Raw genomic sequence first — 22,485 nt, forward strand, 5'->3', positions numbered from 1 at the left:
CGGATCGATCGTGCACCGTTCGCTGGTCCCGCTCCCACCTGGTTAACCCGCTTTGCCTGCTTGATGGTCGAATCCCCAGGAGGGGACGGATTCATGCCGTGAACGTGGTTGGTCATGGCGGAACGCTCCTTGTTGCCGAAAGTGGCCGCAAGGTAGCGAGCAAGTGTGTGCTTTGGCGCGGGTTAAATCGAAATGGAAGTTCGCGCTTTTTTGCTGGCGTCCATGCTGTTCCACAGCGAAGTACGACGGTAAAAACCAGTCAGCATGGCCGAGCGTTTCGAGTAGCCAGAAAAATGGCCGATCCGTCCGGCCCCTCTAAAGAGGGGCCGGACGGATCGGCCATTTACTCGTTGTGGAAAATTGTCTGCTGTGACGGGAAAGGTCCGCTTGTCGCCCATTCCACCGAGCGCTTGCGAAGGCCAGTCAGGCGGCCAACACTTTGGGTTCGATCAACCTCCGAGTGTTGAGGATATGGTTAGGGGTACGGTGAGTCCCCGGCCGAAGCCTCAAATGCCCGTTCTAGACAGCCCCGAACGACTTGGTTCGATTAGAGCAGGGGACGCCATCAGCTCTTCCGCTGACTTCCACCGACTTCCGCTCAACCGCTCTAAATCGCTGCTTTCAAGCAAAAAAGCGAACTTATGGGCTTCAGTTTTCCAGTCGCTTCCAGAAATTGATCACCGGGGCTCATAGACCAGGCGGTTCGGCTTCCTCAGAACAAACCCCCGCGTGCCGCAGTCCGATGGAAGGCTTTCGAATCAGAAGTGCAGCAGTCTCTGGCAAAACCCTGAACCTGGACTGACGCATGCGCACTGTGTCTAACACCCTTATCGAGCTGAGCCGGCGCCCCTTCGTGCGCAATGTGTTGGCTGTGGTCACCGGGACCGCAACTGCCCAGGCGATCACCATCGCCTTTGCGCCGGTGATCACCCGCCTGTACGGGCCCGAGTCATTTGGGCAGCTGGGGGCGTTCATGGCTCTCCTGAATGTTCTGGCCCCGATAGCCGCACTCACCTATCCCATTGCGATTGTGCTCCCCAAGAAGGATGAGGACGCGCTGGCGATTGCCAAGTTGTCGGTATTGCTGGCCTTGAGCGTCACGGTGCTGGTTGCGCTCGCCTTGTTTTTCTCGGCGGAGCAACTGGCCGGGTCACTCGGCTTGCAGGCCATCGCCGATTTCCTGATGTTGATTCCCGTGGCCATGTTCTTCGCCGCCTGCATGCAGGTGGCTGAGCAATGGCTTATTCGCAAGGGCAAGTTCTCGGTCACGGCGCGTGTGGCGATCATTCAGTCACTACTGCTGAATGTGGGTAAGGCGGGCCTCGGCGTTTTCTACGCAGGGGCCGGTGTGCTGGTGGGCCTGGCCGTCGCGGGGCGCGTGCTGCATGCCGCGATGCTCGCAGCCGGGGCGGGGCTGTTCTCGGGCCGTTCAGGCGGCAGAACAACACTGACGGAGCTGTTGGGCTGCGCTCGTATCCATGCCGACTTTCCATTGTTCCGAGCGCCGCAAGTCCTGCTGAACGCGCTGTCGCAAAGTTTGCCCATCGTGCTGCTGGCCAGCCTGTTCGGACCGGCGTCGGCGGGTTTCTACACCTTGGCCAGAACCGTCATGGCGGTACCTTCCATGCTGATTGGCAAATCGGTCAGCGATGTCTTCTATCCGAAGTTCACCGAGGCCGCCCATGCGGGCAAGCCGCTTGCGGGGCTGATATACAAGGCAACCGCAGCGCTGGCTGTGGTCGGGGTCTGTCCTTTCCTGCTGGTGGTGTTGCTGGGTCCCTGGTTGTTCGCACTGGTGTTTGGCAGCGAATGGCGGGTTGCTGGGGAGTACGGCCAATGGCTGGCTTGCTGGCTGTTCTTTGGATTCATCAATCGGCCCAGTGTCGCGGCCATCGCGGCGTTGTCGTTGCAGAAATCTTTCCTGCTCTATGAGATCGCGCTCGTGGTCATTCGGGTCGTGGCGATCTATGTCGGCTTCTTCGTGTTTGAGAGCGACCGGGTTGCTGTGGCTGCCTTCAGCCTGGCAGGGGCGATCATGAACGTGCTGCTGATCAGCGCCACGATCATGGCCTGCTCCAGGAAATCCGCAGCCGGCGGACTCGTGCAAGGTGCAACGGGATGATGGGTCGACTGCTGAACAGGCTTATCGAGCATTCGCCGGATTGCATTTTCTATCGCGCCCGCTATTGGCAGCACCACGGGCGCTTGTGTGATTTTCAAAATCCTCGATATTTCTCCGAAAAGATATTCCACAGGATGCGCTATCCGCACCCTGCCTATTCTTATCTGGCGGACAAGTTTGCGGTGAGGAATTATCTCGCTGCGACGGTGGGCGAGCAGTATCTGGTGCCGGTATATCTCGTTTGCGAAGACGTTTGCGCCGAAACGTTCGAAGGATTGCCAACGGCATTTGTCATGAAGGCCAATCACAGTGCTGGCCAGGTGAAAATCGTTCATTGCAAGGACCAGGAAAATCCGGAGACGCTGGCCCGTCTGGCCAGGCATTGGCTCGCCTCGGACTTTTCGACGCGCTACCGAGAAAAGCATTACAGAGACATCAAGCCAGCGATTCTCTTTGAACAGCCGCTGCTCACCGACGGCCAACCGCCGGACGACTACAAATTCAATGTTTTCAATCCGGGTGACGGGGCTGAGCCTTTTGTTTTCATACAGCATATACACGGGCGTTTGGCAAATCCCACGCAAGGCCTCTATCTGGAGGACTGGAGCGTGGCCTCGTTTCTGCGCAGGGGTAAAAATGCCAGCGCCGAACCCGTTGCCAGGCCTCCATGGCTCGAGGAAATGTTGCGTATTGCAAAGCACCTCGCGGCTCCCTTTGGCTATCTGCGGGTCGATTTCTATATTCATCAAGGGAGGGTTTACATCGGCGAGCTCACTTTCACCCCAGCCGCGGGCTCGTATCGCTTTGAACCGGCGGAATGGGATGAGTGGCTGGGTAGGCAGTTTGGATGGCCGGAAAAACCCAGGCTGCCGCCTTTGCATCAAGGGACCGCGCTCCGGGACGAGTGTTCATGTGAATGTCGAATAAAAATAAGCCCATGAAAGATCCTCTGGTTTCGATTTTGATCCCGGCATTCAATGCGGAGCGATATGTTTCCCCCTGTGTGGAAAGTGTGCTCTCGCAGGAATATGGAAAACTCGAAGTCATCGTGGTGGACGATGGATCCAGCGACGGAACTCTGGAAGCGCTTTCCAAATATAAGAATATAAAAGTTATCACGCAGTCTAACCAGGGCGCTTGCGCTGCACGCAACCAGGCACTGGGCGCGGCAAGGGGGACGTATATAAAGTTTCTGGATGCAGACGATTTTCTGCATCCAGGCGCTATACGCTCACAAGTGGATGCGATCCAGCGGCTGAATTCAATTTCCATCGTGTATGGTGACTACAGCATCCTGCGAGAAGGCGCAGTAAAAACTGTCAGCAATGTTGTCATACAGCAAGACAGCGAGCAGTTGGCGCAGTTGGTCATGGCCAATCTCATGACGTCTACACCGCTGCATAGAAAAAACCTGCTGGATAAGGTTGGCGGATTCGATGTCAGGTTCAAGAGTGGCCAGGAATGGAATCTGCACGTCCGTCTTGCTGCCTTGGGCACCCAGTTCGTCTATCACCCCCAGGAAATATATATGCACCGTGTGCATTTCTCGGAAGATCGCATCAGTATCAAAAGGAGAAAGTCCCCCAGTCGCCTGGAATATGAAAAGCAGAAGATGCTGATGACGCTGCATTCGGTAGAGCAACATGCCTCGGCAAAAAGCCGTGCGGCGTTTGCTGCACGCCTGTGGGATATAGGCCGTGAGGCCCTGCGGGAAGGGCGGGAAGACTTGGCGAGCGAGTGTTTCGATCTGGCCAGGCAACTGTCGATAAGCGACCTGAAACTGTTCTGGCCGACCTTGTATAAAATCAATCACCGCCTGTTTGGTGTCAGGGGCGCCGAGAAACTCAGCCAGCTCACCCTGCGCTTCAAAAAAAGCCTGTTCTATTGAGTCAGGGGGAATGCCGGACAACTGATATTAGGCGCCCGACATTTGGCCGGGGCTGGGAACATGCTGGGCGAGCTGGTTCCTTCGGAAGAACCTGCTCATTTCGCTAAGAGCGCTGCTCCCCCACTGAAACGGACGACCGGCCTGTCGCGGCGCTGCCTCGCGGCGCGACCTCCGCCATTCGTCGCGCTAGGCGCTGGGAAGTGCCCAAGGCACACTGGATGGCAGCTTTTTCCCATCCGTTGTCGTTATTGGAGCACGCATGAAATCCGCACCCAAGGTCACCGCCGTCCGCTTCACCAGTGCCGCTTATAAAGGGTCACTGATGGCCTTTCTGGGCGTGCTGTTTCTGCTCAACTCCCTGGCGTTGCTGGTTGGCGTGATGAGTTCTCTGGTGCCGGTGATCGTTCAGGGCGCATTGCTGTGGCTGATCGTCGGCAACCACCGCAAGGTTCGTCTGTTGGTGCAGGTATGGTGCGCCGTGCTGGTGATCTCCGGGCTTTACGGTGTGGTGTCCCGGCTGCTGGCGCCCGAGTTCAACGGCGTCGCGATGGGCAAGGATTTCCTGGTGGGAGTGTTTGCCGCCTACTTCCTGGTTTATGCGAGCCGGTACATCGAGGATGTCGCGCAGTAGCGCGACCAGGAGGACCGAATGAGGGGCGGTTGTCTATGCGGTGCAATCGAGTACGAAGTCGATCAGTTGGACAAGCCGATCATGCACTGCCACTGCCGAACGTGTCGCAAGGCGCATGCGGCACGGTTTGTATCGACCGCAGGAGTGAATCGTGAGCACTTTCGCTGGACGAAGGGCGAGGACGCGTTGAAGGCCTATGAGTCATCGCCTGGCAAGCTCCGGCATTTCTGCTCGAACTGTGGGACCCATCTGGTGGCCGAGCGCCCAGGTCAGGCACAGGTGATTCTCCGGGTGGCCACCCTGGATGAAGATCCCGGTCTGCGTCCGCTGGCGCATATCTGGTGCTCGCATGGCGTGCCCTGGTTGCAGGATGTCGATGAGGTAGCTGTCCATGAAGCTTGGCAACCCGGCCGTTAGCGGCGGCACCACCTGACGCCAGCGAGTTCCGCGCCGGTACCAGCGCCGGCGGTCCCGGCAGCGCCTGAACGGCTGCGGTGCTGCGCCTCGCCGGGCTGTCTTGGCATGTGTGATACGGGCTCCTAGAATCTCGCCACATTCACTCTTCGAGGTATTGCTCCCATGCGCCATTGATGCCGCCGTCGACAGGACGGCCGTTGAACCGCCCCGTTCCTGGCATCTCCGGAGGTCGCATGACGAGTCCCTTTCTTGCGCTGGAAAGCGTTTCCCACGTTCTGCCGGACGGCAGAACGCTCTTCTCCAATCTGTGCGAACAGTTCGACGCCCGCCCGACGGGGTTGGTCGGACGCAATGGCGTGGGCAAGACGGTCCTGGCGCGCATCCTGGCCGGCCAGTTGCAGCCCAGCGCCGGGCGCTGTGTGGCTTCCGGTCGCGTGCATTATCTGGCTCAGCAGGTGGCGGCACCGGAGGCCACGGTGGCCGATCTGGTCGGTATGCGGGAAACACTGGAGGCCCTGGCGCGCATCGAGACGGGCAGTTGCGCGGCCGAGGATTTCGAGGCGGTGGGCGAGCGCTGGGATGTGCGTGAGCGATTGCGGCACGAGCTGGAGCGCAATGGCCTCGGCTATCTGGACGCTGCGACGCCCGCCACCGCGCTCAGCGGCGGCGAGGCCATGCGCGTCGCGCTGATCGGTGCGCTGCTCTCGGAGGCGGACTTCCTGATCCTCGACGAGCCCAGCAACCACCTGGATCGGCCAAACCGGCAGGCGCTGATCGGGCAGTTGCAGCGCTGGTCGCGCGGTTTGCTGGTGGTCAGCCATGACCGGGAGCTGCTGAACGCGATGCAGCACATCGTGGAGCTGTCAGCGCTAGGCCTGCGCAGCTACGGCGGCAACTACGACTTCTACGCCCAGGCCAAGGCCCGGGAGCGCCAGAGCGCAATTGAAAGCCTTGAGCAGGCCAAGACGCAGCGCCGCCGTGAGGAACAGACCTTGCGCGAACAGCGCGAACGCCAGGAACGCCGTCAGGCTCGCGGCAACCGGCAGGGCAGGGAAGCCAACCAGGCGAAGATCCTGCTGGATCGCCAGAAGGAACGCAGCGAAGCGTCGGCGGGCAAGCTGCGCCAGCAGCAGGCGGCCGCCCGAGAACAGCTTGCCCAGCGTGTGCGCGAGGCCGCGCGGCAGGTGGAGGACGAGACGGTCGTCGTGCTGCATGCCGTGCCGGTCCCCCAGGCGGCGCAACGGCGGGTGGCGGAGTTGGATACGGTAACGCTGCCGTTCGTTGCGGCCGCCACCCGTCACATCAGCCTGACGATCACCGGACTGCAGCGGATCGGTGTGTTGGGGCCCAACGGTTGTGGCAAGTCCACGCTGCTCAAGGTACTCGCCGGGCAGCTCGAACCCCTGGCAGGAAGCTGCAAGATCGCGGCGCAGAGGGTTTATCTGGATCAGCGGCTGGCCACCCTCGACCCGCAACGCCCGGTGCTCGATCAGCTGCGTTCGGCCAACCGCGTGGCCAGCGAAAGCGCACTGCGCATGTGGCTGGCGCAGCTTGGCCTGGATGCGCAGCGGGTGACGATGCCCAGCGGGACGCTCAGCGGCGGGGAACGCCTGAAGGCGGCGTTGGCCTGCGCGTTGTACGCCGAACCGGCGGCGCAGCTGCTGCTGCTCGATGAGCCGAGCAACCATCTGGACCTGGCCTCGACGCAGGCGCTGGAAGCCATGCTGCGCGGCTACGCCGGTGCGCTGCTGGTCGTTTCCCACGATGAGGTTTTCCTGGAAGGGCTGGCGCTGACCCATCGCCTGGAAGCCACCGAGCAGGGCTGGGTGCTGGGGTTCTGGTGAAGCGGAGCCGGGGAGGTTACCGCTGCGTAAACCGCATAAGCTAGCTGCCTCCCTTTGCATCAGCGCATACGAGACCCAGCATGCACATCATCAGCGTCACCCCAAACGAAGTGGGGCTTGTGGCCCCGTTGTTCGACCAGTACCGGGTCTTCTACCGGCAGCCCAGCGATCCGGCGCTGGCCCAGGCCTTCATCGCCGAGCGGGTGGCCAACCGCGAGTCGGTAATCTTCCTCGCCCTGCAAGACGGCGAGCCCGTGGGCTTCACCCAACTGTACCCGAGCTTCTCGTCGGTCTCGGCGCGGCGCACCTGGATTCTCAACGACCTGTACGTGGTTCCGTCCTGCCGCGGGCAGGGAGTGGGCAGCGCATTGCTGGAACGGGCCAGGGCCCATGCGCAGGCGACCGGCGCCAAGGGCCTCGGTTTGCAGACGGCAGTGGACAACCTCAACGCCCAGCGGCTGTACGAGGCGCTGGGTTATCGGCGGGAGGAGGGGTTCTACAGCTATTTTCTTGCCGTGTAAGCCGGCCAGGCTGCGCGGCCAATCCGCTATGCCCCCTCCGCCCCGCGCTTGCGGAAGAACAGCGTGATCTGCCCGACCTCGACGCCGAACTTGGTCATGAACGAGCGATTGGCCAGGGTGTGTTCGTCGATCAGGTACATCCAGTCGTCCAGCTTCACGTCGTAGACGCTGTCGCCCACCGGCAGGCGCAGGGTGTAGCGCAGGCGCAGGGCGTTGCCGGCGACCTGCAGGTGGCCTTCGCCGACCACGTCGTGGGCGGTGCCGCGCCAGTGATCGGGGCCGTCCGGGGTGAAGGTCCACACGCGGCGGTCGGTGCTGCCGTCGCTGAAGGTGAAGTCCTCTTCGAGGATCAGCTGCTCGCCGCGCGAGTAGCCGTTGATCGCCACGCTGAAACGCTTGACCACCTCGCCCGAGCGTTTCTGGAACATGCCCCAGGCGTCCACCCGGCCGGTGAAGTACTGGCGCAGGTCGAGGGGCGGGGTCTGGTCGCGGTAGTGGTCCACCTCCACGGCGCAGCCGGCCAGGGCGACGGCAAGGGACAACAGCAGGGCAAGGCGCTTGAACATGGCGGTCTCCGGTCAGGGGCGGGCGTCGCCCAGCAGGCGGGCGCGCAGTTCGGGGTTGCGGGTGCGCGGGTCGAGCCAGATGGCGAAGAACGCGCGGGCGAATTCCGGGTCGGCGATCTCGTGCTGCAGGCGTGTGCCGGCATAGAAGCGCGCGCCCTGGTCCGGCAGGTGTACGCCGATGATGCGCTCGCCGGGCTGCACATCGACGAACGCCCGCCGCATCTGCGCCCGCCAGCGCTGCAGCTGGGCGGCATTGATGGCATCGCCATTCAGGCGACGGATTTCCTTGAGGCTGGCCTCGACCAGGTCGTCGCGCTCGATGCTGCGGTGATAGGTGAGTTCCAGGGCGAACGGCGCATCGGCGCGAAACGGCTCGGTGGGACTCCACAGCCGCGCGGTGTAGATGCGGAAGCCGAACAGTCGCAGGTCGCCACCGCCGATCAGACGCGCCTCGGGCAAGGCGTCCTGCCAGCTGGCCTGTGCGGCGCCGGCGAGCAGCAGCAGGCTGAGCGCACAGGAATGGGCGATGTGGCGCAGTGCAGAGAGCGTGATCATCTTGGGAGCCCGCAGCAGTCGATACCTGCCCATAAATCTATACGAGTACTTAAAAATGTACAGGTTTTGCGATGACCAGCAGGCGATGAACGGCTGTGCGCATTGACGCTGCCGTCCGGGATCACTACCCTGCGCGCCAGCTTCAGGTGCCCCCGTTCGCGGGGGTGAAACAGGGAAGCCGGTGCGCCACGCTCTGACCGTGGCAATTCCGGCGCTGCCCCCGCAACGGTAGGCGAGTCTGGAAACCGCAGTTGGCCACTGTGCTCCGGCATGGGAAGGCGCGGTATTCGGGAACCCCCACGGGTTCCGCTCGCAAGCCCGGAGACCGGCCTGGCGCATTTCCACGGCAGTGCGGCGGGCGCTGGGCTGATGGGCGTGCCCTGGCGCGCGTCCGCATCTTTCGTTCTCCGTCTGTGGTCGTCGACCTTGAGTCGTGCGGGTAGGCACGACGGAGTTCATCCCTTGATTCGCAAGCCTGTTGATCGTCCGGCCGCCGGTGTGCTGCTGGGCGTCGTTTCGCTTTACCTTTCTCTTTCCTGTGTGTCCCTGGCGCTGGCCGCCGAGCCGCTGCTGCTGGCCGAGTCGGTGGTGACCGCCACCCGCACCGAGCAGGCGACGGTAGCGATCGCCTCCAGCAGCGTCATCACCCGCGAGGACATCGAGCGTCAGCAGCCGCGCGATGTGCCGGAGCTGCTGCGCAGCCTGGCCGGCGTCAACGTGTGGAGCAACGGCGGCAGGGGCAAGGCCACCACCGTGTCGCTGCGCGGCACCCACGACAAGCACCTGCTGGTGCTGGTCGACGGTATCAAGATCGGCTCCGCTACCTCCGGCAGCGCGGCGTTGCAGAACATCCCGGTCGAGCAGATCGAGCGCATCGAAGTGGTGCGCGGCCCGCGCTCCAGCCTGTATGGCTCGGAGGCCATGGGTGGGGTGATTCAGATCTTCACCCGCCAGGCCCGGGAAGTCGGGCTCACGCCGGGTTTCGCCGTCAGCGCCGGCAGCCGCTCCACCTACCGGGGTAGCGCCGGACTGCAGGGCAGCAACGGCCCGGGCTGGTTCAGCCTCGGGCTGGTGAGCGAGTCCACGGACGGCATCAACGCCCGCAGTTTCCGGCCGGCCGCGCCGGCCGCCTACGAGCCGGACGCCGACGGTTTCCGCGAACACTCGGCGTCGCTGCGTGGCGGCTACCGCTTCGCCGGTGGGCTGGAGCTGGACGCCAGCTGGCTGCAGAGCGAAAACCGCAGCGAGTTCGACAGCCGCAACACGCGCGGCACCTCCGGTTTCGACGCCTACAGCGAAGGCGATCTGCAGGTGCTGGGGTTGCGCGCGCGCTTCACGCCGCTGGCGGCCTGGAACGTCACCCTGCAAGGCGGGCACAGCGAGGACCGCAGCGAGAACTTCCAGGACGACCGCCTGTACTCCCGCTTCGACACCCTGCGCGACAGCCTCGCCTGGCAGAACGATATCCGCCTGGGCGCCGGTCAACTGCTCAGCCTGGGGCTGGACTACCAGCGCGACCGCATCGACACCACCAGCCGGTACGCCGAGGACTCGCGCTTCAATCGCGGGGTGTTCGCGCAGTACCAGGCGCGCTTCGGCCGCCACGGCCTGCAGGCCGCGCTGCGCCACGACCGCGACGAGTTCTTCGGCGGTCACGGCACCGGCAGCCTGGCCTGGCGCTATGCGCTCAGCGACGCGCTGAGCCTCAGCGCCTCTTACGGCACCGCCTTTCGCGCACCGACCTTCAACGATCTCTACTACCCGGCCAGCGCGTCGACCGCCGGCAACCCGGATGTGCAGCCGGAAACCTCGCAGAGCTACGAGCTGGGCCTGGAAGGCGGCCAGGCGTGGGGCGAGTGGAGCCTGCATGCCTTCGAGAACCAGATCGACGATCTGATCGAGTGGCAGGGCCGCAGCCCGATGCGCCCAACCAACATCAGCAGTGCGCGGATACGCGGACTGGAGGCCGTTGCCGGCACCGAGCTGTGGGGCTGGCGGCTGACCGGCAACCTCACCCTGCTCGACCCCCGCGACCTCAGCTCGGAGAACCGCGGCCACCTGCTGCCGCGTCGCGCCAAGCGCAGCCTGAACCTGGACCTGGAGCGCCGCTTCGGCGCCTTCGGGGTGGGCGCCGGGGTGTTTGCCAACAGCTACCGCTTCGATGCCGAGGAAAACAGCGACGACCAGCGCCTGCCCGGCTATGCGCTGGTCGACCTGCGCGCCGACTACCACCTCAGTGCCGAGTGGAAGGCGCAGGTGAAGGTCAGCAACCTGCTCGACCGCGACTACCAGACCGCCCAGACCTACGAGCAGCCGGGCCGTGCCGTGCTGTTCAGCGTGCGCTACCAGGCGCTTTGACCCCATCCCAACCTGGCCCGGGTTTGCCGGGCCTTCAATAAGGAGTAGCGAGATGCCCCATCTGTCGCCCCGTGTCCAACTCATCGTGGGCCTGGCCCTGGCCGCCTTGCTGGCCATGACCCGCGGTCACCACTTCGCCAGCGTGGAAAGCCTGCCCAGCGCCTCCTGGGCGGTGTTCTTCCTGGCTGGTGTGTTCGTGCGTTCGCGCTGGGCGTTCCCGGCGCTGTTTCTGGAAGCAGTGGCGCTGGACTTCGGCGCCCTGTGGAGCGGCACGGTGAGCGACTGGTGCCTCTCGCCGGCCTACTGGATGCTGGTGCCGGCCTACGGCGCGCTGTGGTTCGGCGGCCGGCTGTTCGCCAGCCGCGCGCAGCGGGGCGTGCGGCAACTGCTGTGGCTGGCGCTGTGTGTGGCCGGTAGCGCCCTGGTCGCCCATCTGGTTTCCAGCGGCGGCTTCTACTACTTCTCCGGTCGCTACCCTGAGCCGACCTTCGCCGGGCTGATCGAGCGCCTGACGATCTACTACCCGCGCTACCTGTCCAGCCTGGCGATGTACGTCAGCTTCGCGGCGGTGCTCTTTGTGGCGCTGTCCACCGGCATGCGCGGCGTGGCGCGGCGGTCCGCATGATGCGCGAGTCCGCCGAACGCGATGCCCGCCACCAGGCGCGCATGCAGCGCAAGAAGGCAGTGGTCGACGAGAAGATCGCCGCCGCCCGCGACGAGTACGGCCTGCTGCTGGTGCACACCGGCAACGGCAAGGGCAAGAGCAGCTCGGCCTTCGGCATGGTCGCCCGCGCCCTGGGTCACGGGCTGAAGGTCGGCGTGGTGCAGTTCATCAAGGGTGCGGCGAGTACCGGCGAGGAGGCGTTCTTCCGGCGCTTCCCCGAACAGGTGCGCTACCACGTGATGGGCGAGGGCTTCACCTGGGAAACCCAGGACCGCCAGCGCGACATCGCCCGGGCCGCTGAGGCCTGGGCGGTGGCCCGCGCGTTGCTGGCCGATCCGGACATCGCCCTGGTGGTGCTCGATGAGCTGAACATCGCCCTCAAGTACGGCTACCTGGAACTGGACGCGGTGCTGGCCGACATCCAGGCGCGACCCGCGATGCAGCACGTGGTGGTCACCGGGCGCGGCGCGCCGCCGGGGCTGGTCGAGGCCGCCGACACGGTGACCGAGATGGCGCTGGTCAAGCACGCCTTCCAGGCCGGGGTGAAGGCGCAGCAGGGGATCGAGTTTTGAATGCCCGTCGCTGCCCGGCCCTGCTGATCGCCGCCCCCGCCTCGGGGCAAGGCAAGACCACCGTCACCGCCGCGCTGGCGCGCCTGCATCGTCGCGCCGGCCGCCGCGTACGGGTGTTCAAGTGCGGGCCGGATTTCCTCGACCCGATGATCCACGAGCGCGCCAGCGGCGCGCCGGTCTACCAGCTCGACCTGTGGATGGTCGGCGAAGCGGAGTCGCGGCGTCTGCTCTGGGAGGCGGCCGGCGAGGCCGATCTGATCCTCATCGAGGGGGTGATGGGCCTGTTCGACGGCGCGCCCTCGGCCGCCGACCTGGCGCGGCGTTTCGGCGTGCCGGTGCTGGCGGTGATCGATGGCAGCGCCATGGCGCAGACCTTCGGCGCGCTGGCCCACGGCCTGGCCAGCTTCCAGCCGGACCTGCCGTTCGCCGGGGTGCTGGCCAACCGGATCGGCAGCCCGCGCCACGCCGAGATCCTGCGCGACAGCCTGCCGGCCGGGCTCACCTGGTACGGCGCGCTGCCGCGCAGTGCCGCGCTGGAGCTGCCCAGCCGCCACCTCGGGCTGGTGCAGGCGGCGGAGCTGGCCGATCTGGACCAGCGCCTGGACGCCGCTGCCGAGGCCATCGCCGCCACCGCCGGGGCGCAATTGCCCGCGCCGGTGGTGTTCGTCGCGCCGGTCACGCAGGCGCTGGAGCCCCTGCTGGCCGGGGTGCGTATCGGCGTGGCGCGCGACGCCGCCTTCGGCTTCCTCTACCAGGCGAACCTCGATCTGCTGCGCGCGCTGGGCGCCGAGCTGGCGTTTTTCTCGCCGCTGGCTGACGCCACGCTGCCGGCGGTGGACAGCCTGTACCTGCCTGGCGGCTACCCCGAACTGCACCTGGCGCAACTGGCCGGCAACCCCAGCATGCTGGACGCCATCCGCGCCCACCACGCGGCCGGCAAGCCGATCCTCGCCGAGTGCGGCGGCATGCTCTACCTGCTCGAACGGCTGACCGACCGGCACGGCGCCAGCGCCAGGCTGGCCGGCCTGCTGCCAGGCCAGGCGACCCTGCAGCCGAAACTGGCGGCACTGGCCCTGCAGGCGGCGGCGCTGCCGGAGGGCACCTTGCGCGGGCACACCTTCCATCACTCCGTGCTGGATTGCGCGCTGGCGCCGCTGGCGCGCGGCGAGTGCCCGAACTACCGGCGCACCGCCGAGGCGGTCTATCGCCTCGGCCGGCTGACCGCCTCCTACATCCACTTCTACCTGCCGTCCGACCCGCAGGCGGCAGCCGGGTTGCTGCGGCCATGAGCCTGCTGCTCGGCGCGCTGGCCGGGGTGGCGCTGGATGCCCGCTTCGGCGAGGTGCGGCGCTGGCATCCGCTGGTGGGCTTCGGCCGGCTGGCGCAGCGGCTGGAAGGCCGGCTGAACGGCGCGGACGGGCGCGGCGGGCGGGTACTCGGGGTGCTCGGCTGGTGCCTGGCGGTGCTGCCGCCGGTGCTGCTGGCCGGCTGGCTCGGTACGCGGTTCGGCGGGTGGTGGGATGCGCTGGCGCTGTATTTCGCCCTCGGCCTGAACAGCCTGGCGCAGCACGCCCTGCCGGTGGCGCAGGCACTGCGCCTGGGACAGCTGGACGAGGCGCGGCGGCGGGTCGGCTACCTGGTCAGCCGCGACACTACCCAACTGGACGCCGCCGGCGTGGCCCGCGCTGGCACCGAGTCGGTGCTGGAGAACGGTTCGGACGCGGTATTCGCCGCGCTGTTCTGGTTCCTGGTCGGCGGTGCGCCGGGGGTGGTGCTCTACCGGCTGGCCAACACCCTGGACGCCATGTGGGGCTATCGCACCGCGCGCCTGCGGCGTTTCGGCTGGGCGGCGGCGCGCATCGACGATGCGCTCAACTACGTGCCGGCACGGCTAGTGGCGATCACCTATGCGCTGCTCGGTGACACCCGCCGGGCGCTGCGCTGCTGGCGCCGTCAGGCGCCGCAGTGGGACAGCCCCAACGCCGGCCCGGTGATGGCCGCCGGCGCCGGTGCGCTGGGCGTCAGCCTGGGCGGCGCGGCGAGCTACCACGGGTGCGAGGAACAACGCCCACGCCTCGGCGAGGGGCCGCCGGCGCGGGCGCGAGACATCGAACGTGCGCTGAACCGCGTCTACGCCGGGGTGCTGCTGTGGCTGGCGCTGCTGTTGGCCGTCGGAGGCGTGCTCCATGCTTGAGCACGGCGGACGGCTGCGCCAGGCCGCGCGGCACCATGGCATTCCGCTGGCGGACTGGCTGGACCTGTCCACCGGACTGGCGCCGCAGGCCTGGCCGCTGGGCGAGCTGCCGGTCGACGCCTGGGCGCGCCTGCCGGAGGACGACGACGGCCTGGCGGAGACCGCCGCCGCCTGTTACGGCGCCGCGCGCGCCCTGCCGGTGGCCGGCAGCCAGGCGGCCATCCAGGCGCTGCCGGGCCTGCGCGCCGCGTGCCGGGTCGGCGTGCTCGAACCCTGCTACGGCGAACATGCCCACGCCTGGACCGGGCACGATCTGCACCGGCTCGCCGCCGAGGACATCGAGGCCCGCCTCGACGCACTGGAAGTGCTGGTGCTGGCCAATCCCAACAACCCCAGCGGCCAGGTGTTCGCCCCGGCGCAGCTGCTCGACTGGCACGCGCGACTGGCGAAGCGAGGCGGCTGGCTGCTGGTCGACGAGGCGTTCGTCGACTGCACGCCGGAGCTGAGCCTGGCCGCCCACAGCCAGCGGCCGGGGCTGATCGTGCTGCGCTCGTTCGGCAAGTTCTTCGGCCTAGCCGGCATTCGCCTCGGCTTCGTGCTGGCCGAGGCGACCCTGCTGGACCGCCTGCGGGCGCGGCTCGGCCCCTGGACGGTCAGCGGCCCGGCGCGGGTGCTGGGCGTGCAGGCACTCGACGCGGCGCAGGCCGATGCGCGCCGGCAGCGGGCCGCCGCGTTGCGCGCGCAGGGCGACCGGCTGGCGGCGTTGCTTGGCCACCACGGCTGGCCGCCGAGTGGCGGCTGCGCGCTGTTCCAGTGGGTCCGCACGGCGCGCGCTGCGAAACTGCACGCGTTTCTGGCCCGGCGGGGCATTCTCGTTCGCCACTTCGCTCAACCGGCCAGCCTGCGTTTCGGCCTGCCGCCCGACGAGCCCGGCTGGCAACGCCTCGAAACCGCCTTGAAGGAGTTCTCCCGATGCCCACCCTGATGGTGCAGGGCACCACGTCCGATGCCGGCAAAAGCACCCTGGTGACCGCATTGTGCCGCTGGCTGGCGCGCCAGGGCGTGGCGGTGGCGCCGTTCAAGCCACAGAACATGGCGCTCAACAGCGCGGTGACCGTCGACGGTGGCGAGATAGGCCGCGCCCAGGCGGTGCAGGCCCAGGCCTGTGGGCTGGCGCCGCACAGCGACATGAACCCGGTGCTGCTCAAGCCCACCACCGACATGGGCGCGCAGGTGATCATCCACGGCCGCGCGGTGGGCAACATGCACGCGGTGGCCTACCACGACTACAAGCGTATCGCCCGCCAGGCGGTGCTGGCGTCACACCGCCGGCTGTGCGACGCCTACCCGGTGGTGTTGGTGGAGGGGGCGGGCTCGCCGGCGGAAATCAACCTGCGCGCCGGCGACATCGCCAACATGGGGTTCGCCGAGGCGGTGGACTGCCCGGTGATCCTGGTCGCCGACATCGACCGCGGCGGGGTGTTCGCCCATCTGGTCGGCACCCTGGCGCTGCTTTCGCCGGGCGAGCAGGCGCGCGTGCAGGGCTTCGTCATCAACCGCTTTCGCGGCGACCTCGGCCTGCTGCAACCGGGCCTGGACTGGCTGGAGCGGCACACCGGCAAACCGGTGCTGGGCGTGCTGCCGTACCTGATGGATCTGCACCTGGAAGCCGAGGACGCGGTGGACGCACGCCAGGCCGACAAGGCCGAGGAGCCGCTGCGCGTGGTGGTGCCGGCGCTGCCGCGCCTGAGCAACCACACCGATGTCGACCCGCTGCGCCTGCACCCGCAGGTGGACGTGCGCTTCGTCGGTCCCGGCCAGCCGATCCCGCCGGCCGACCTGATGATCCTCCCCGGCTCGAAGAGCGTACGCGCCGACCTGGCGTTCCTGCGCGCCCACGGCTGGGAGGCGGCGATCCAGCGCCACCTGCGCTACGGCGGCAAGCTGCTGGGCATCTGCGGCGGCCTGCAGATGCTTGGCACGCGCATCGACGACCCGTTGGGCCTGGAAGGGGAGCCAGGTTCCAGCGCCGGCCTCGGCCTGCTGGACTTCGCCACGGTGCTGGAGGCGGACAAGCAGTTGCGCAACGTGCGCGGCGTGCTGGCGCTGGAACAGGCTGAAATCACGGGCTACGAAATCCATGCCGGGGTCAGCCACGGCCCGGCGCTACGGCGGCCGGCCGTGCGGCTGGACGACGGCCGCCCGGACGGTGCGCTGAGCGCCGACGGGCAGATCATGGCCACCTACCTGCACGGCCTGTTCGAGCAGCCAGCGGCCTGTGCTGCGCTGCTGCGCTGGGCCGGGCTGTCTCAGGTGCAGGCGGTGGATTACCCGGCGCTGCGCGAGCGCGATATCGAGCGCCTGGCCGATCTGGTCGAGGCGCACCTGGACACCGACCGGCTGCGGGCGCTGTGTGGGTTGAGGCATGTGTAGCGTGAGGAAACGAACCGGAATTCAAGGTGGAAAAGACCTGCGGTCGTTTTCCACCCAGCCCAGGATTTCACCCATCGAGAGGCTTGACGATGCTTGAACTGATTCTCGGCGGCGCCCGCTCCGGCAAGAGTCGGCTGGCCGAACAGCGCGCCGCCGGCAGCGGCCTGGCCGTGACCTACGTCGCCACCGGCCAGACGCTGGACGGCGAGATGGCCGCGCGCGTCGCCCATCATCGCGCGCGCCGGCCGGAGCACTGGGGGCTGGTGGAGGAGCCGCTGGCGCTGGCCCGGGTGCTGCGCGAGCAGGCGGCGCCGGACGGCTGCCTGCTGGTCGACTGCCTGACCCTGTGGCTCACCAATCTGCTGATGCTGGACGACCCTGCGCGCCTGGCCGTCGAGCGCCAGGCGTTGCTGGAAACCCTGCCGGAGCTGCCGGGGCGGATCATCCTGGTCAGCAACGAAACCGGCCTGGGGGTGGTGCCGCTGGGCGAACTGACCCGCCGCTACGTCGACGAGGCCGGCTGGCTGCACCAGGCGCTGGCCGCCGCCTGCCAGCGCGTCACCTTCACGGTGGCCGGTCTGCCGATGGAGCTCAAGGGCGACTGAAAGTGTGCCGCTGACAGCAAAACCGGCCGTCAGACACCAAGCACTGATTATAAAGTGCCATCATCCTCTCTAAGATGCATACCCGTCGCGGCCGGACCGGCCGCGTACCCAGCCCCGAAGGGCTTCTCTACCCACGATTTCTAAGGAGAACGACAGATGTCGGACGCAGTGGCAGCGCCGCAGGACGCACGGATCGAGGGCGCAACCGCCCGCCGGCAGGCGCGCAACCTGCCTTTTCAATTCAATGGCAACGGATTCGAGTTCTTCCGCATCTGGATCGTCAACATCCTGCTGTCCATCGTCACCCTGGGCATCTATTCGGCCTGGGCCAAGGTGCGCACCCAGCGCTACTTCTACGGCAACACCCGGCTGGATGACAGCAGCTTCGAGTACCTGGCCAATCCGGTGGCGATCCTCAAGGGCCGCGTGATCGCCTTCGCCTGCCTGGTGGCCTACAGCGTGGCGAACCAGGTGTCGGTGACCCTCGGCCTGGTGGCGCTGGCGCTGTTCCTGCTGGCGCTACCGTGGATGCTGGTGCGCGGCCTGAGCTTCCGTAACCACAACAGCGCCTGGCGCGGAGTGCGTTTCGGCTTCGATGGCACCTACGGTGGCGCGGCGATGGCCTTCGTGGTCTGGCCGCTGCTGGGCGCGCTGACCCTGGGCCTGCTGATTCCGCTGGCCGTGCATCGCCAGCAGCGCTTCATCGCCGACAACAGCCGCTTCGGCACCACGCGCTTCGAGCTGAAAGTGGGCGTCGGCCCCTTCTACATGGCGTTCCTGGTGGTGCTGGCCATCGCCATCATCGGCGGCCTGCTGGGCGTTCTGCTGGGCACCGCCGTGCCACTGCTGATGCCGGTGCTGATGACGGCGGCCTACCTGGTGCTGTTCGCCTTCATCAGCGTGCGCCTGACCAACCTGACCTACGGCAACCTGCATCTGGGCGCCAATCGCCTGCAGTCGCGCTATGACCTGGGCAGCTACCTGCTGCTGATGCTCGGCAACCTGCTCGGCCTGGTGCTGACCCTCGGCCTGTTCTACCCGTGGGCCAAGGTGCGCAACGCCCGCTACGCAGCCGAGCACATGAGCCTGCAGGCGGGTGATGACCTGGAAGGCTTCGTTGCCGCGCGTCAGCAGGAAGTCTCGTCGCTGGGCGGCGAGATGGGCGAGCTGTTCGACGTGGGCGTCGGCCTGTGAGTGGTTCGGCCAGCCCGCCGATCCTCGGTAGCTACTATGCGGGCTCGTCCCGTCCGACCCCGGCTCGCCTGCTGGTGGAGGAGGGCGCGGTGCAGGTACGCGATGGCGATCAACTGCTGGCCGGGCCCGTGCCGCTGGATGCGGTGGCGATCAGCTCGCGGCTGGGCAATACCCCGCGCATGCTGCGCTTCGCCGACGGCGGCAGTTTCGAGACGGCCGATAACGCGGCTGTCGATCGCCTGCTGAGCGGCAGCGGCCGGCGGCACGGACTGGTGCACCGGCTGGAATCCAGCCTGCGCTACGTGCTGCTCGGTGTGCTGGTGACGGTGCTGTTCGTCTGGGGCGGGGTGCGCTACGGCATTCCGGCGCTGGCCGAGGGGGTGGCCTTTGCGCTCCCCGAATCGGTCAGCCGCCAGGTGGGCCAGGGCGTGCTGGACGTGCTCGACCAGCAGGTGCTGTTTCCCAGCGAGCTGGCCGAGGATGAGCGGGCCCGCCTGCGCGAGCGCTTCGCACCGCTGCTGCAGCGTGACGGTGCGCCGATCCGCCTGGAATTCCGCAGGGCCGCCGAGCAGATCGGCGCCAACGCCTTCGCCCTGCCGTCGGGCACGGTGGTGTTCACAGATCAGTTGGTGACGCTGGCCGGGCACGACGAGGAACTGCTGGCGGTGCTGGCCCACGAAATCGGCCACGTCGAGCGCCGCCATGGGCTGCGCCAGGCGCTGCAGGGTTCGGCCCTTGGCCTGGTGGTGATGACCGTGACGGGGGACCTGTCCTCGGTGTCGTCGCTGGTCGCCGCGATCCCGGTGCTGCTCACCCAGCTCGGCTATTCCCGCGACTTCGAGCACGAGGCCGACCGCTTCGCCGCCGAGCTGCTGGCCGAGCAGGGCATCGACGCCCGGCGTCTCGGCGAGATCCTGGCGCGCCTGGAGCGCGCCGCGCGTACTTGCCCGCCCGACGAGGAACCCTGCCCGCAGGAGGCGGGCGGCTGGACGCGCTACCTGTCCACCCACCCGCCGACCGCAGAGCGCCGGCGCCTGCTGGGCGATTTCTGAGGAGACGTGCCGGCCGGGGTAATCCGGCCGGTCTCGCCGGTCACTGCGCTGGCTGGGCGGGTGTATTACCCCGGTACTGCTGGTGCAGCATCATCTGGTCCATCATCTGCTGCTGCATTTCCAGGCGCCTGTCCATCATGTACTGGCGCTGGGCCTGCTGTTCGGGCGTAAGGTTCGAATATCCCTGCCAGCCCATCCGGTGGCCGGCCCCCATCATGGGGCCGCCCATTCTTCCAGGGCCGCCCATTCCGCGCATCGTCTGCATGTTCTGGTGCAGGGTGTTCCAGTGTTCCTGAAGGAGCCGCTGGCGCTCGTTCGGGTCCTGGGTCTGCTGGATCTTCTCCATCTGGGCCTGCATTTTCTGCAGGTTCTCCTGCATGCGGTCCATCTGTTTGTCGAACTCGCCGATGTCCGGGGCGTTCGCGGCTGGCTGCTGCGCCTGGGGAGCTGCGTCCTGGGCAGGGGCCGGGTCTGCGGCGGCGACCCAGGCCGGTGATAGCGACGTGGCGATCAAGAGTAAGGCCTGAGGGATGTTGTTCATGTCGAGCGACCTGTGTGGTGTGGGTTGGGCAATGCGACGGTGAACCGCACGCATTGATTCGACCCTGAAAACGCCAGGCCGTGCACCATCGGTCGATTCGGCAATGCCCGGCCGCTGTGCCGGCGTGCATGGCGCGCGGGCCGGCGGCGGCCTATGGTGAGCCCATCGCCGATTGGCGCCAGACGAGTTTCTGCTCATGTCGTCCTCCCTGTCCGTTTCCCTGGACCCGCGCCTGGCGGGTGTCGAAGCCGTGGAATGCGTTACCCCGGATCTCAATGGGGTTCCGCGCGGCAAGGTCATGACCCCGGAAGGCTTCCTGGAAGGCCGGCGGCTGCAGATGGCGCGCGGTGTGCTGTTCCAGTGCGTGATGGGCGGCTACCCGCCGCCGCGTTACTACGGCGGCGACGATGGCGACATGGTGCTGGCGCCAGACCTGAGCCAGCTGCACCGCCTGCCCTGGACCGCCCAGCCGCGCGCGCTGGTGATCTGCGATGCCGAGGAACCGGACGGCACGCCCTGCCCGCTGTCCAGCCGCAGCCTGTTGCGTCGGGTGCTGGATGACTATGCCGCAGAGGGCCTGTCCCCCGTGGTGGCCAGCGAACTGGAGTTCTTCCTGTTCCAGCCCAATCCCGATCCATTGCGGCCGTTCGTGCCCCCGTGCGGCCTGGACGGCCGGCCTTCCGGCGCGGCGGCGGCGTTCAGCGTGGGCGCCAACCACAGTCAGCAGGCCTATTTCGATGAGGTGTACGCCGCCATGCGCGCCTTCGGGCTGCCGCGCGATACCTTCCTGCACGAGATGGGCGCCAGCCAGTTCGAGATCAACCTGCTGCACGGCGACGCCTTGCAGGTGGCCGACCAGACCTTCCTGTTCAAGCACCTGCTGCGGGAGATCGCGCTGCGACACGGGCTGATCGCGGTGTGCATGGCCAAGCCGCTGGCCGAGACGCCGGGCAGCTCCATGCACCTGCACCAGAGCGTGGTGCGCCGCGACGATGGTACGAACCTGTTCAGTGACGAGGAGGGCAACGAGACCCCGGCCTTCCGGCATTTCATTGGCGGCTTGCAGGCCGCGCTGGGTGAGCTCACGTTGCTGTTCGCGCCCTATGTGAATTCCTATCAGCGCCTGTTCCATCCCTTCGCCTCGCCCAACAACGCCTGCTGGGGCTACGACAACCGCGCCGCCGGGCTGCGCATTCCGCTCAGCGAGGCGTCGGCGCGAAGGGTGGAGAACCGCTTGCCGGGCGCCGACGCCAATCCCTACCTGGTGATCGCCGCCAGCCTGGCGGCGGGGCTGCGCGGCATGCGCCTGGGTCTGGAGCCGACGCCACCGGCGCGGGGCGCCTTCGAGGCGCCGCCGGCCTTGCAGCTGCCGTTCACCCTGTCGGCGGCGCTGGAGCGCCTGCGGCACAGCGTGCTGGCGCGCGAGCTGTGCGGGGCGGATTTCATTGAGTGCTATGCCGCGGCCAAGCTGATGGAGCTGGGCAGCTATTACGACGAGATCACGCCGTGGGAAAGGCGCCATCTGGCGCCCTGGGTGTGAGGTAAAGCGCCGCGTGGCGCTTTACTCGTCTTCGAAGTCCAGACGGCGGCTTTCGCGCTGCAACTGGAACACGTAGCGCTCGATCTGGCGCTGTTCGTAGCCGCTGATCTCGTAGAAGCGCAAGCCGACCATGCTGGATTCGCGGCTGCGGTCGAAATACAGGTGGCGCAGCTCTACGGCCACCACCAGAGTGGCGTCCGGCAGGGCGATGCTCAGGCGTTCGTAGACGGTGCCGCTCTGCAGGTAATCGGTGAGGTTGCCGGGGAATTGCACCTTGCAGCCGGTGGCGGAGATGTCCAGCAGCTTGCCCACCAGCGAAGGCGACAGCTTGCTGCCGGCCAGGTTGACGTTGGGCGACTGGGTGCGCTTGAGCGGTGCGCGGTAGGCGTCGCGGCGCTGGTGGTACTCCAGTTCGTCGGGCAGGTCGATCCAGAAGCACGGCGTCCCTTCGAGACTGCCGCGCTTGACCCGGTAGTTGCGACTGGTCCAGGCCATGCGCACGCCTTCGTGGTAGCCCTCGGCGGAGAAGGTCTGGCCGTCAAGCAGGTGGCGTTCGCTTTCCAGGGGCAGCACTTCGTCGAGCGCCATCAACTTGCGTTCGCGGTCCACCGCCAGCAGCACGGTGTAGCCGTGGCGGGTCACCGGCAGTTCATCGAAGGAGATGTTGACCCGTTCCTTGTGGGTGGCCAGGGTGCGCAGATGGCCGGCCACTTCGATGGGCTCCCTGTAGGTGACGGGCCCCTGGTCAGGCTTTTCTTCGATGTTGAATTTCGACACTGTCCGCGTAC

Annotated in this window: 22 protein-coding genes and 1 riboswitch; of the genes, 18 read left to right on the forward strand and 4 right to left on the reverse strand. The window is 66.8% G+C overall.

Annotated elements, in window-relative coordinates; translation table 11 throughout:
• The first annotated feature begins 805 nt into the window (after positions 1 to 805).
• The 7 genes from SF06_RS03685 to SF06_RS03715 all read left to right on the forward strand — a co-directional run bounded on the left by SF06_RS03685 (position 806) and on the right by SF06_RS03715 (position 7,423).
• On the forward strand, positions 806 to 2,122 hold the full coding sequence (locus tag SF06_RS03685; protein WP_037009134.1) for a lipopolysaccharide biosynthesis protein: 1,317 nt from the start codon (positions 806 to 808) through the stop codon (positions 2,120 to 2,122).
• On the forward strand, positions 2,122 to 3,063 hold the full coding sequence (locus SF06_RS03690; RefSeq protein ID WP_169745296.1) for an ATP-grasp fold amidoligase family protein: 942 nt from the start codon (positions 2,122 to 2,124) through the stop codon (positions 3,061 to 3,063). Before SF06_RS03685 ends, SF06_RS03690 begins: the two co-directional genes overlap by 1 nt.
• Positions 3,060 to 4,010, forward strand: coding sequence for a glycosyltransferase family 2 protein (locus tag SF06_RS03695; RefSeq protein WP_052199698.1), 951 nt, complete (start codon positions 3,060 to 3,062; stop codon positions 4,008 to 4,010). The genes SF06_RS03690 and SF06_RS03695 overlap by 4 nt, the downstream gene beginning before the upstream one ends.
• A 259-nt stretch (positions 4,011 to 4,269) precedes the next feature.
• A complete protein-coding gene (locus SF06_RS03700) occupies positions 4,270 to 4,641 on the forward strand; it encodes a hypothetical protein (RefSeq protein ID WP_027590858.1) in 372 nt (123 codons plus the stop codon).
• An 18-nt stretch (positions 4,642 to 4,659) separates the two neighbouring features.
• Entirely contained in the window at positions 4,660 to 5,058 is a 399-nt protein-coding gene (locus SF06_RS17915; protein ID WP_076380917.1) for a GFA family protein, read from the forward strand.
• Positions 5,059 to 5,291: 233 nt separating this feature from the next.
• Positions 5,292 to 6,902: an ABC-F family ATP-binding cassette domain-containing protein gene (locus SF06_RS03710; RefSeq protein ID WP_039560025.1), complete on the forward strand. Its 1,611-nt coding sequence runs from the start codon at positions 5,292 to 5,294 to the stop codon at positions 6,900 to 6,902.
• Between the two features lie 80 nt (positions 6,903 to 6,982).
• The gene (locus SF06_RS03715) at positions 6,983 to 7,423 is read left to right on the forward strand and encodes a GNAT family N-acetyltransferase (protein WP_039560026.1); all 441 of its coding nucleotides are present in this window, start codon (positions 6,983 to 6,985) and stop codon (positions 7,421 to 7,423) included.
• 26 nt (positions 7,424 to 7,449) lie between these two features.
• On the opposite strand, the gene SF06_RS03720 is transcribed toward SF06_RS03715, so the two are convergent.
• Both SF06_RS03720 and SF06_RS03725 read right to left on the reverse strand, forming a co-directional pair.
• Positions 7,450 to 7,989, reverse strand: a complete 540-nt coding sequence (locus SF06_RS03720) for a DUF3833 domain-containing protein (RefSeq protein WP_039560028.1) — start codon at positions 7,987 to 7,989, stop codon at positions 7,450 to 7,452.
• A gap of 12 nt (positions 7,990 to 8,001) precedes the next feature.
• The gene (locus SF06_RS03725; protein ID WP_052199699.1) at positions 8,002 to 8,544 is read right to left on the reverse strand and encodes a chalcone isomerase family protein; all 543 of its coding nucleotides are present in this window, start codon (positions 8,542 to 8,544) and stop codon (positions 8,002 to 8,004) included.
• Between the two features lie 127 nt (positions 8,545 to 8,671).
• Positions 8,672 to 8,892: riboswitch (cobalamin riboswitch) on the forward strand.
• A gap of 114 nt (positions 8,893 to 9,006) precedes the next feature.
• Here SF06_RS03725 and btuB point away from each other — a divergent pair.
• The 10 genes from btuB (at position 9,007) to SF06_RS03775 (ending at position 19,616) form a co-directional block, all read left to right on the forward strand.
• Positions 9,007 to 10,902, forward strand: coding sequence for a TonB-dependent vitamin B12 receptor (gene btuB / locus SF06_RS03730; protein ID WP_039560029.1), 1,896 nt, complete (start codon positions 9,007 to 9,009; stop codon positions 10,900 to 10,902).
• A 52-nt stretch (positions 10,903 to 10,954) separates the two neighbouring features.
• The gene (locus SF06_RS03735; RefSeq protein WP_039560030.1) at positions 10,955 to 11,527 is read left to right on the forward strand and encodes a hypothetical protein; all 573 of its coding nucleotides are present in this window, start codon (positions 10,955 to 10,957) and stop codon (positions 11,525 to 11,527) included.
• On the forward strand, positions 11,527 to 12,138 hold the full coding sequence (gene cobO, locus SF06_RS03740) for a cob(I)yrinic acid a,c-diamide adenosyltransferase (protein WP_039560088.1): 612 nt from the start codon (positions 11,527 to 11,529) through the stop codon (positions 12,136 to 12,138). Before SF06_RS03735 ends, cobO begins: the two co-directional genes overlap by 1 nt.
• Positions 12,135 to 13,427 carry a cobyrinic acid a,c-diamide synthase CobB gene (locus tag SF06_RS03745; RefSeq protein ID WP_039560031.1) on the forward strand — a complete coding sequence of 431 codons (1,293 nt, stop codon included), beginning with the start codon at positions 12,135 to 12,137 and terminating at the stop codon, positions 13,425 to 13,427. The genes cobO and SF06_RS03745 overlap by 4 nt, the downstream gene beginning before the upstream one ends.
• Positions 13,424 to 14,332, forward strand: coding sequence for an adenosylcobinamide-phosphate synthase CbiB (gene cbiB / locus SF06_RS03750; protein ID WP_039560032.1), 909 nt, complete (start codon positions 13,424 to 13,426; stop codon positions 14,330 to 14,332). The genes SF06_RS03745 and cbiB overlap by 4 nt, the downstream gene beginning before the upstream one ends.
• On the forward strand, positions 14,325 to 15,317 hold the full coding sequence (cobD, locus tag SF06_RS03755) for a threonine-phosphate decarboxylase CobD (protein ID WP_039560034.1): 993 nt from the start codon (positions 14,325 to 14,327) through the stop codon (positions 15,315 to 15,317). Before cbiB ends, cobD begins: the two co-directional genes overlap by 8 nt.
• On the forward strand, positions 15,305 to 16,765 hold the full coding sequence (locus tag SF06_RS03760; RefSeq protein WP_039560035.1) for a cobyric acid synthase: 1,461 nt from the start codon (positions 15,305 to 15,307) through the stop codon (positions 16,763 to 16,765). Before cobD ends, SF06_RS03760 begins: the two co-directional genes overlap by 13 nt.
• 89 nt (positions 16,766 to 16,854) lie before the next feature.
• A complete protein-coding gene (gene cobU / locus SF06_RS03765) occupies positions 16,855 to 17,370 on the forward strand; it encodes a bifunctional adenosylcobinamide kinase/adenosylcobinamide-phosphate guanylyltransferase (RefSeq protein WP_039560036.1) in 516 nt (171 codons plus the stop codon).
• A 156-nt stretch (positions 17,371 to 17,526) separates the two neighbouring features.
• On the forward strand, positions 17,527 to 18,564 hold the full coding sequence (locus SF06_RS03770) for a YjgN family protein (protein ID WP_027591184.1): 1,038 nt from the start codon (positions 17,527 to 17,529) through the stop codon (positions 18,562 to 18,564).
• Positions 18,561 to 19,616 carry a M48 family metallopeptidase gene (locus SF06_RS03775; RefSeq protein ID WP_197058158.1) on the forward strand — a complete coding sequence of 352 codons (1,056 nt, stop codon included), beginning with the start codon at positions 18,561 to 18,563 and terminating at the stop codon, positions 19,614 to 19,616. The genes SF06_RS03770 and SF06_RS03775 overlap by 4 nt, the downstream gene beginning before the upstream one ends.
• A gap of 40 nt (positions 19,617 to 19,656) precedes the next feature.
• On the opposite strand, the gene SF06_RS03780 is transcribed toward SF06_RS03775, so the two are convergent.
• Complete coding sequence (locus tag SF06_RS03780) at positions 19,657 to 20,157, reverse strand: hypothetical protein (RefSeq protein ID WP_052199700.1); 501 nt, start codon at positions 20,155 to 20,157, stop codon at positions 19,657 to 19,659.
• Positions 20,158 to 20,353: 196 nt separating this feature from the next.
• Here SF06_RS03780 and SF06_RS03785 point away from each other — a divergent pair, with 196 nt between their 5' ends.
• Positions 20,354 to 21,697 (forward strand): glutamine synthetase family protein, encoded by a 1,344-nt coding sequence (locus SF06_RS03785; RefSeq protein ID WP_039560037.1) that lies wholly within the window; start codon positions 20,354 to 20,356, stop codon positions 21,695 to 21,697.
• A gap of 21 nt (positions 21,698 to 21,718) precedes the next feature.
• Here SF06_RS03785 and SF06_RS03790 read toward each other — a convergent pair whose 3' ends face one another.
• Entirely contained in the window at positions 21,719 to 22,474 is a 756-nt protein-coding gene (locus SF06_RS03790; protein WP_027591188.1) for a flagellar brake protein, read from the reverse strand.
• Positions 22,475 to 22,485 lie beyond the last annotated feature (11 nt).

This window comes from Pseudomonas flexibilis (assembly GCF_000802425.1).
GTDB classification, from domain to species: domain Bacteria; phylum Pseudomonadota; class Gammaproteobacteria; order Pseudomonadales; family Pseudomonadaceae; genus Serpens; species Serpens flexibilis.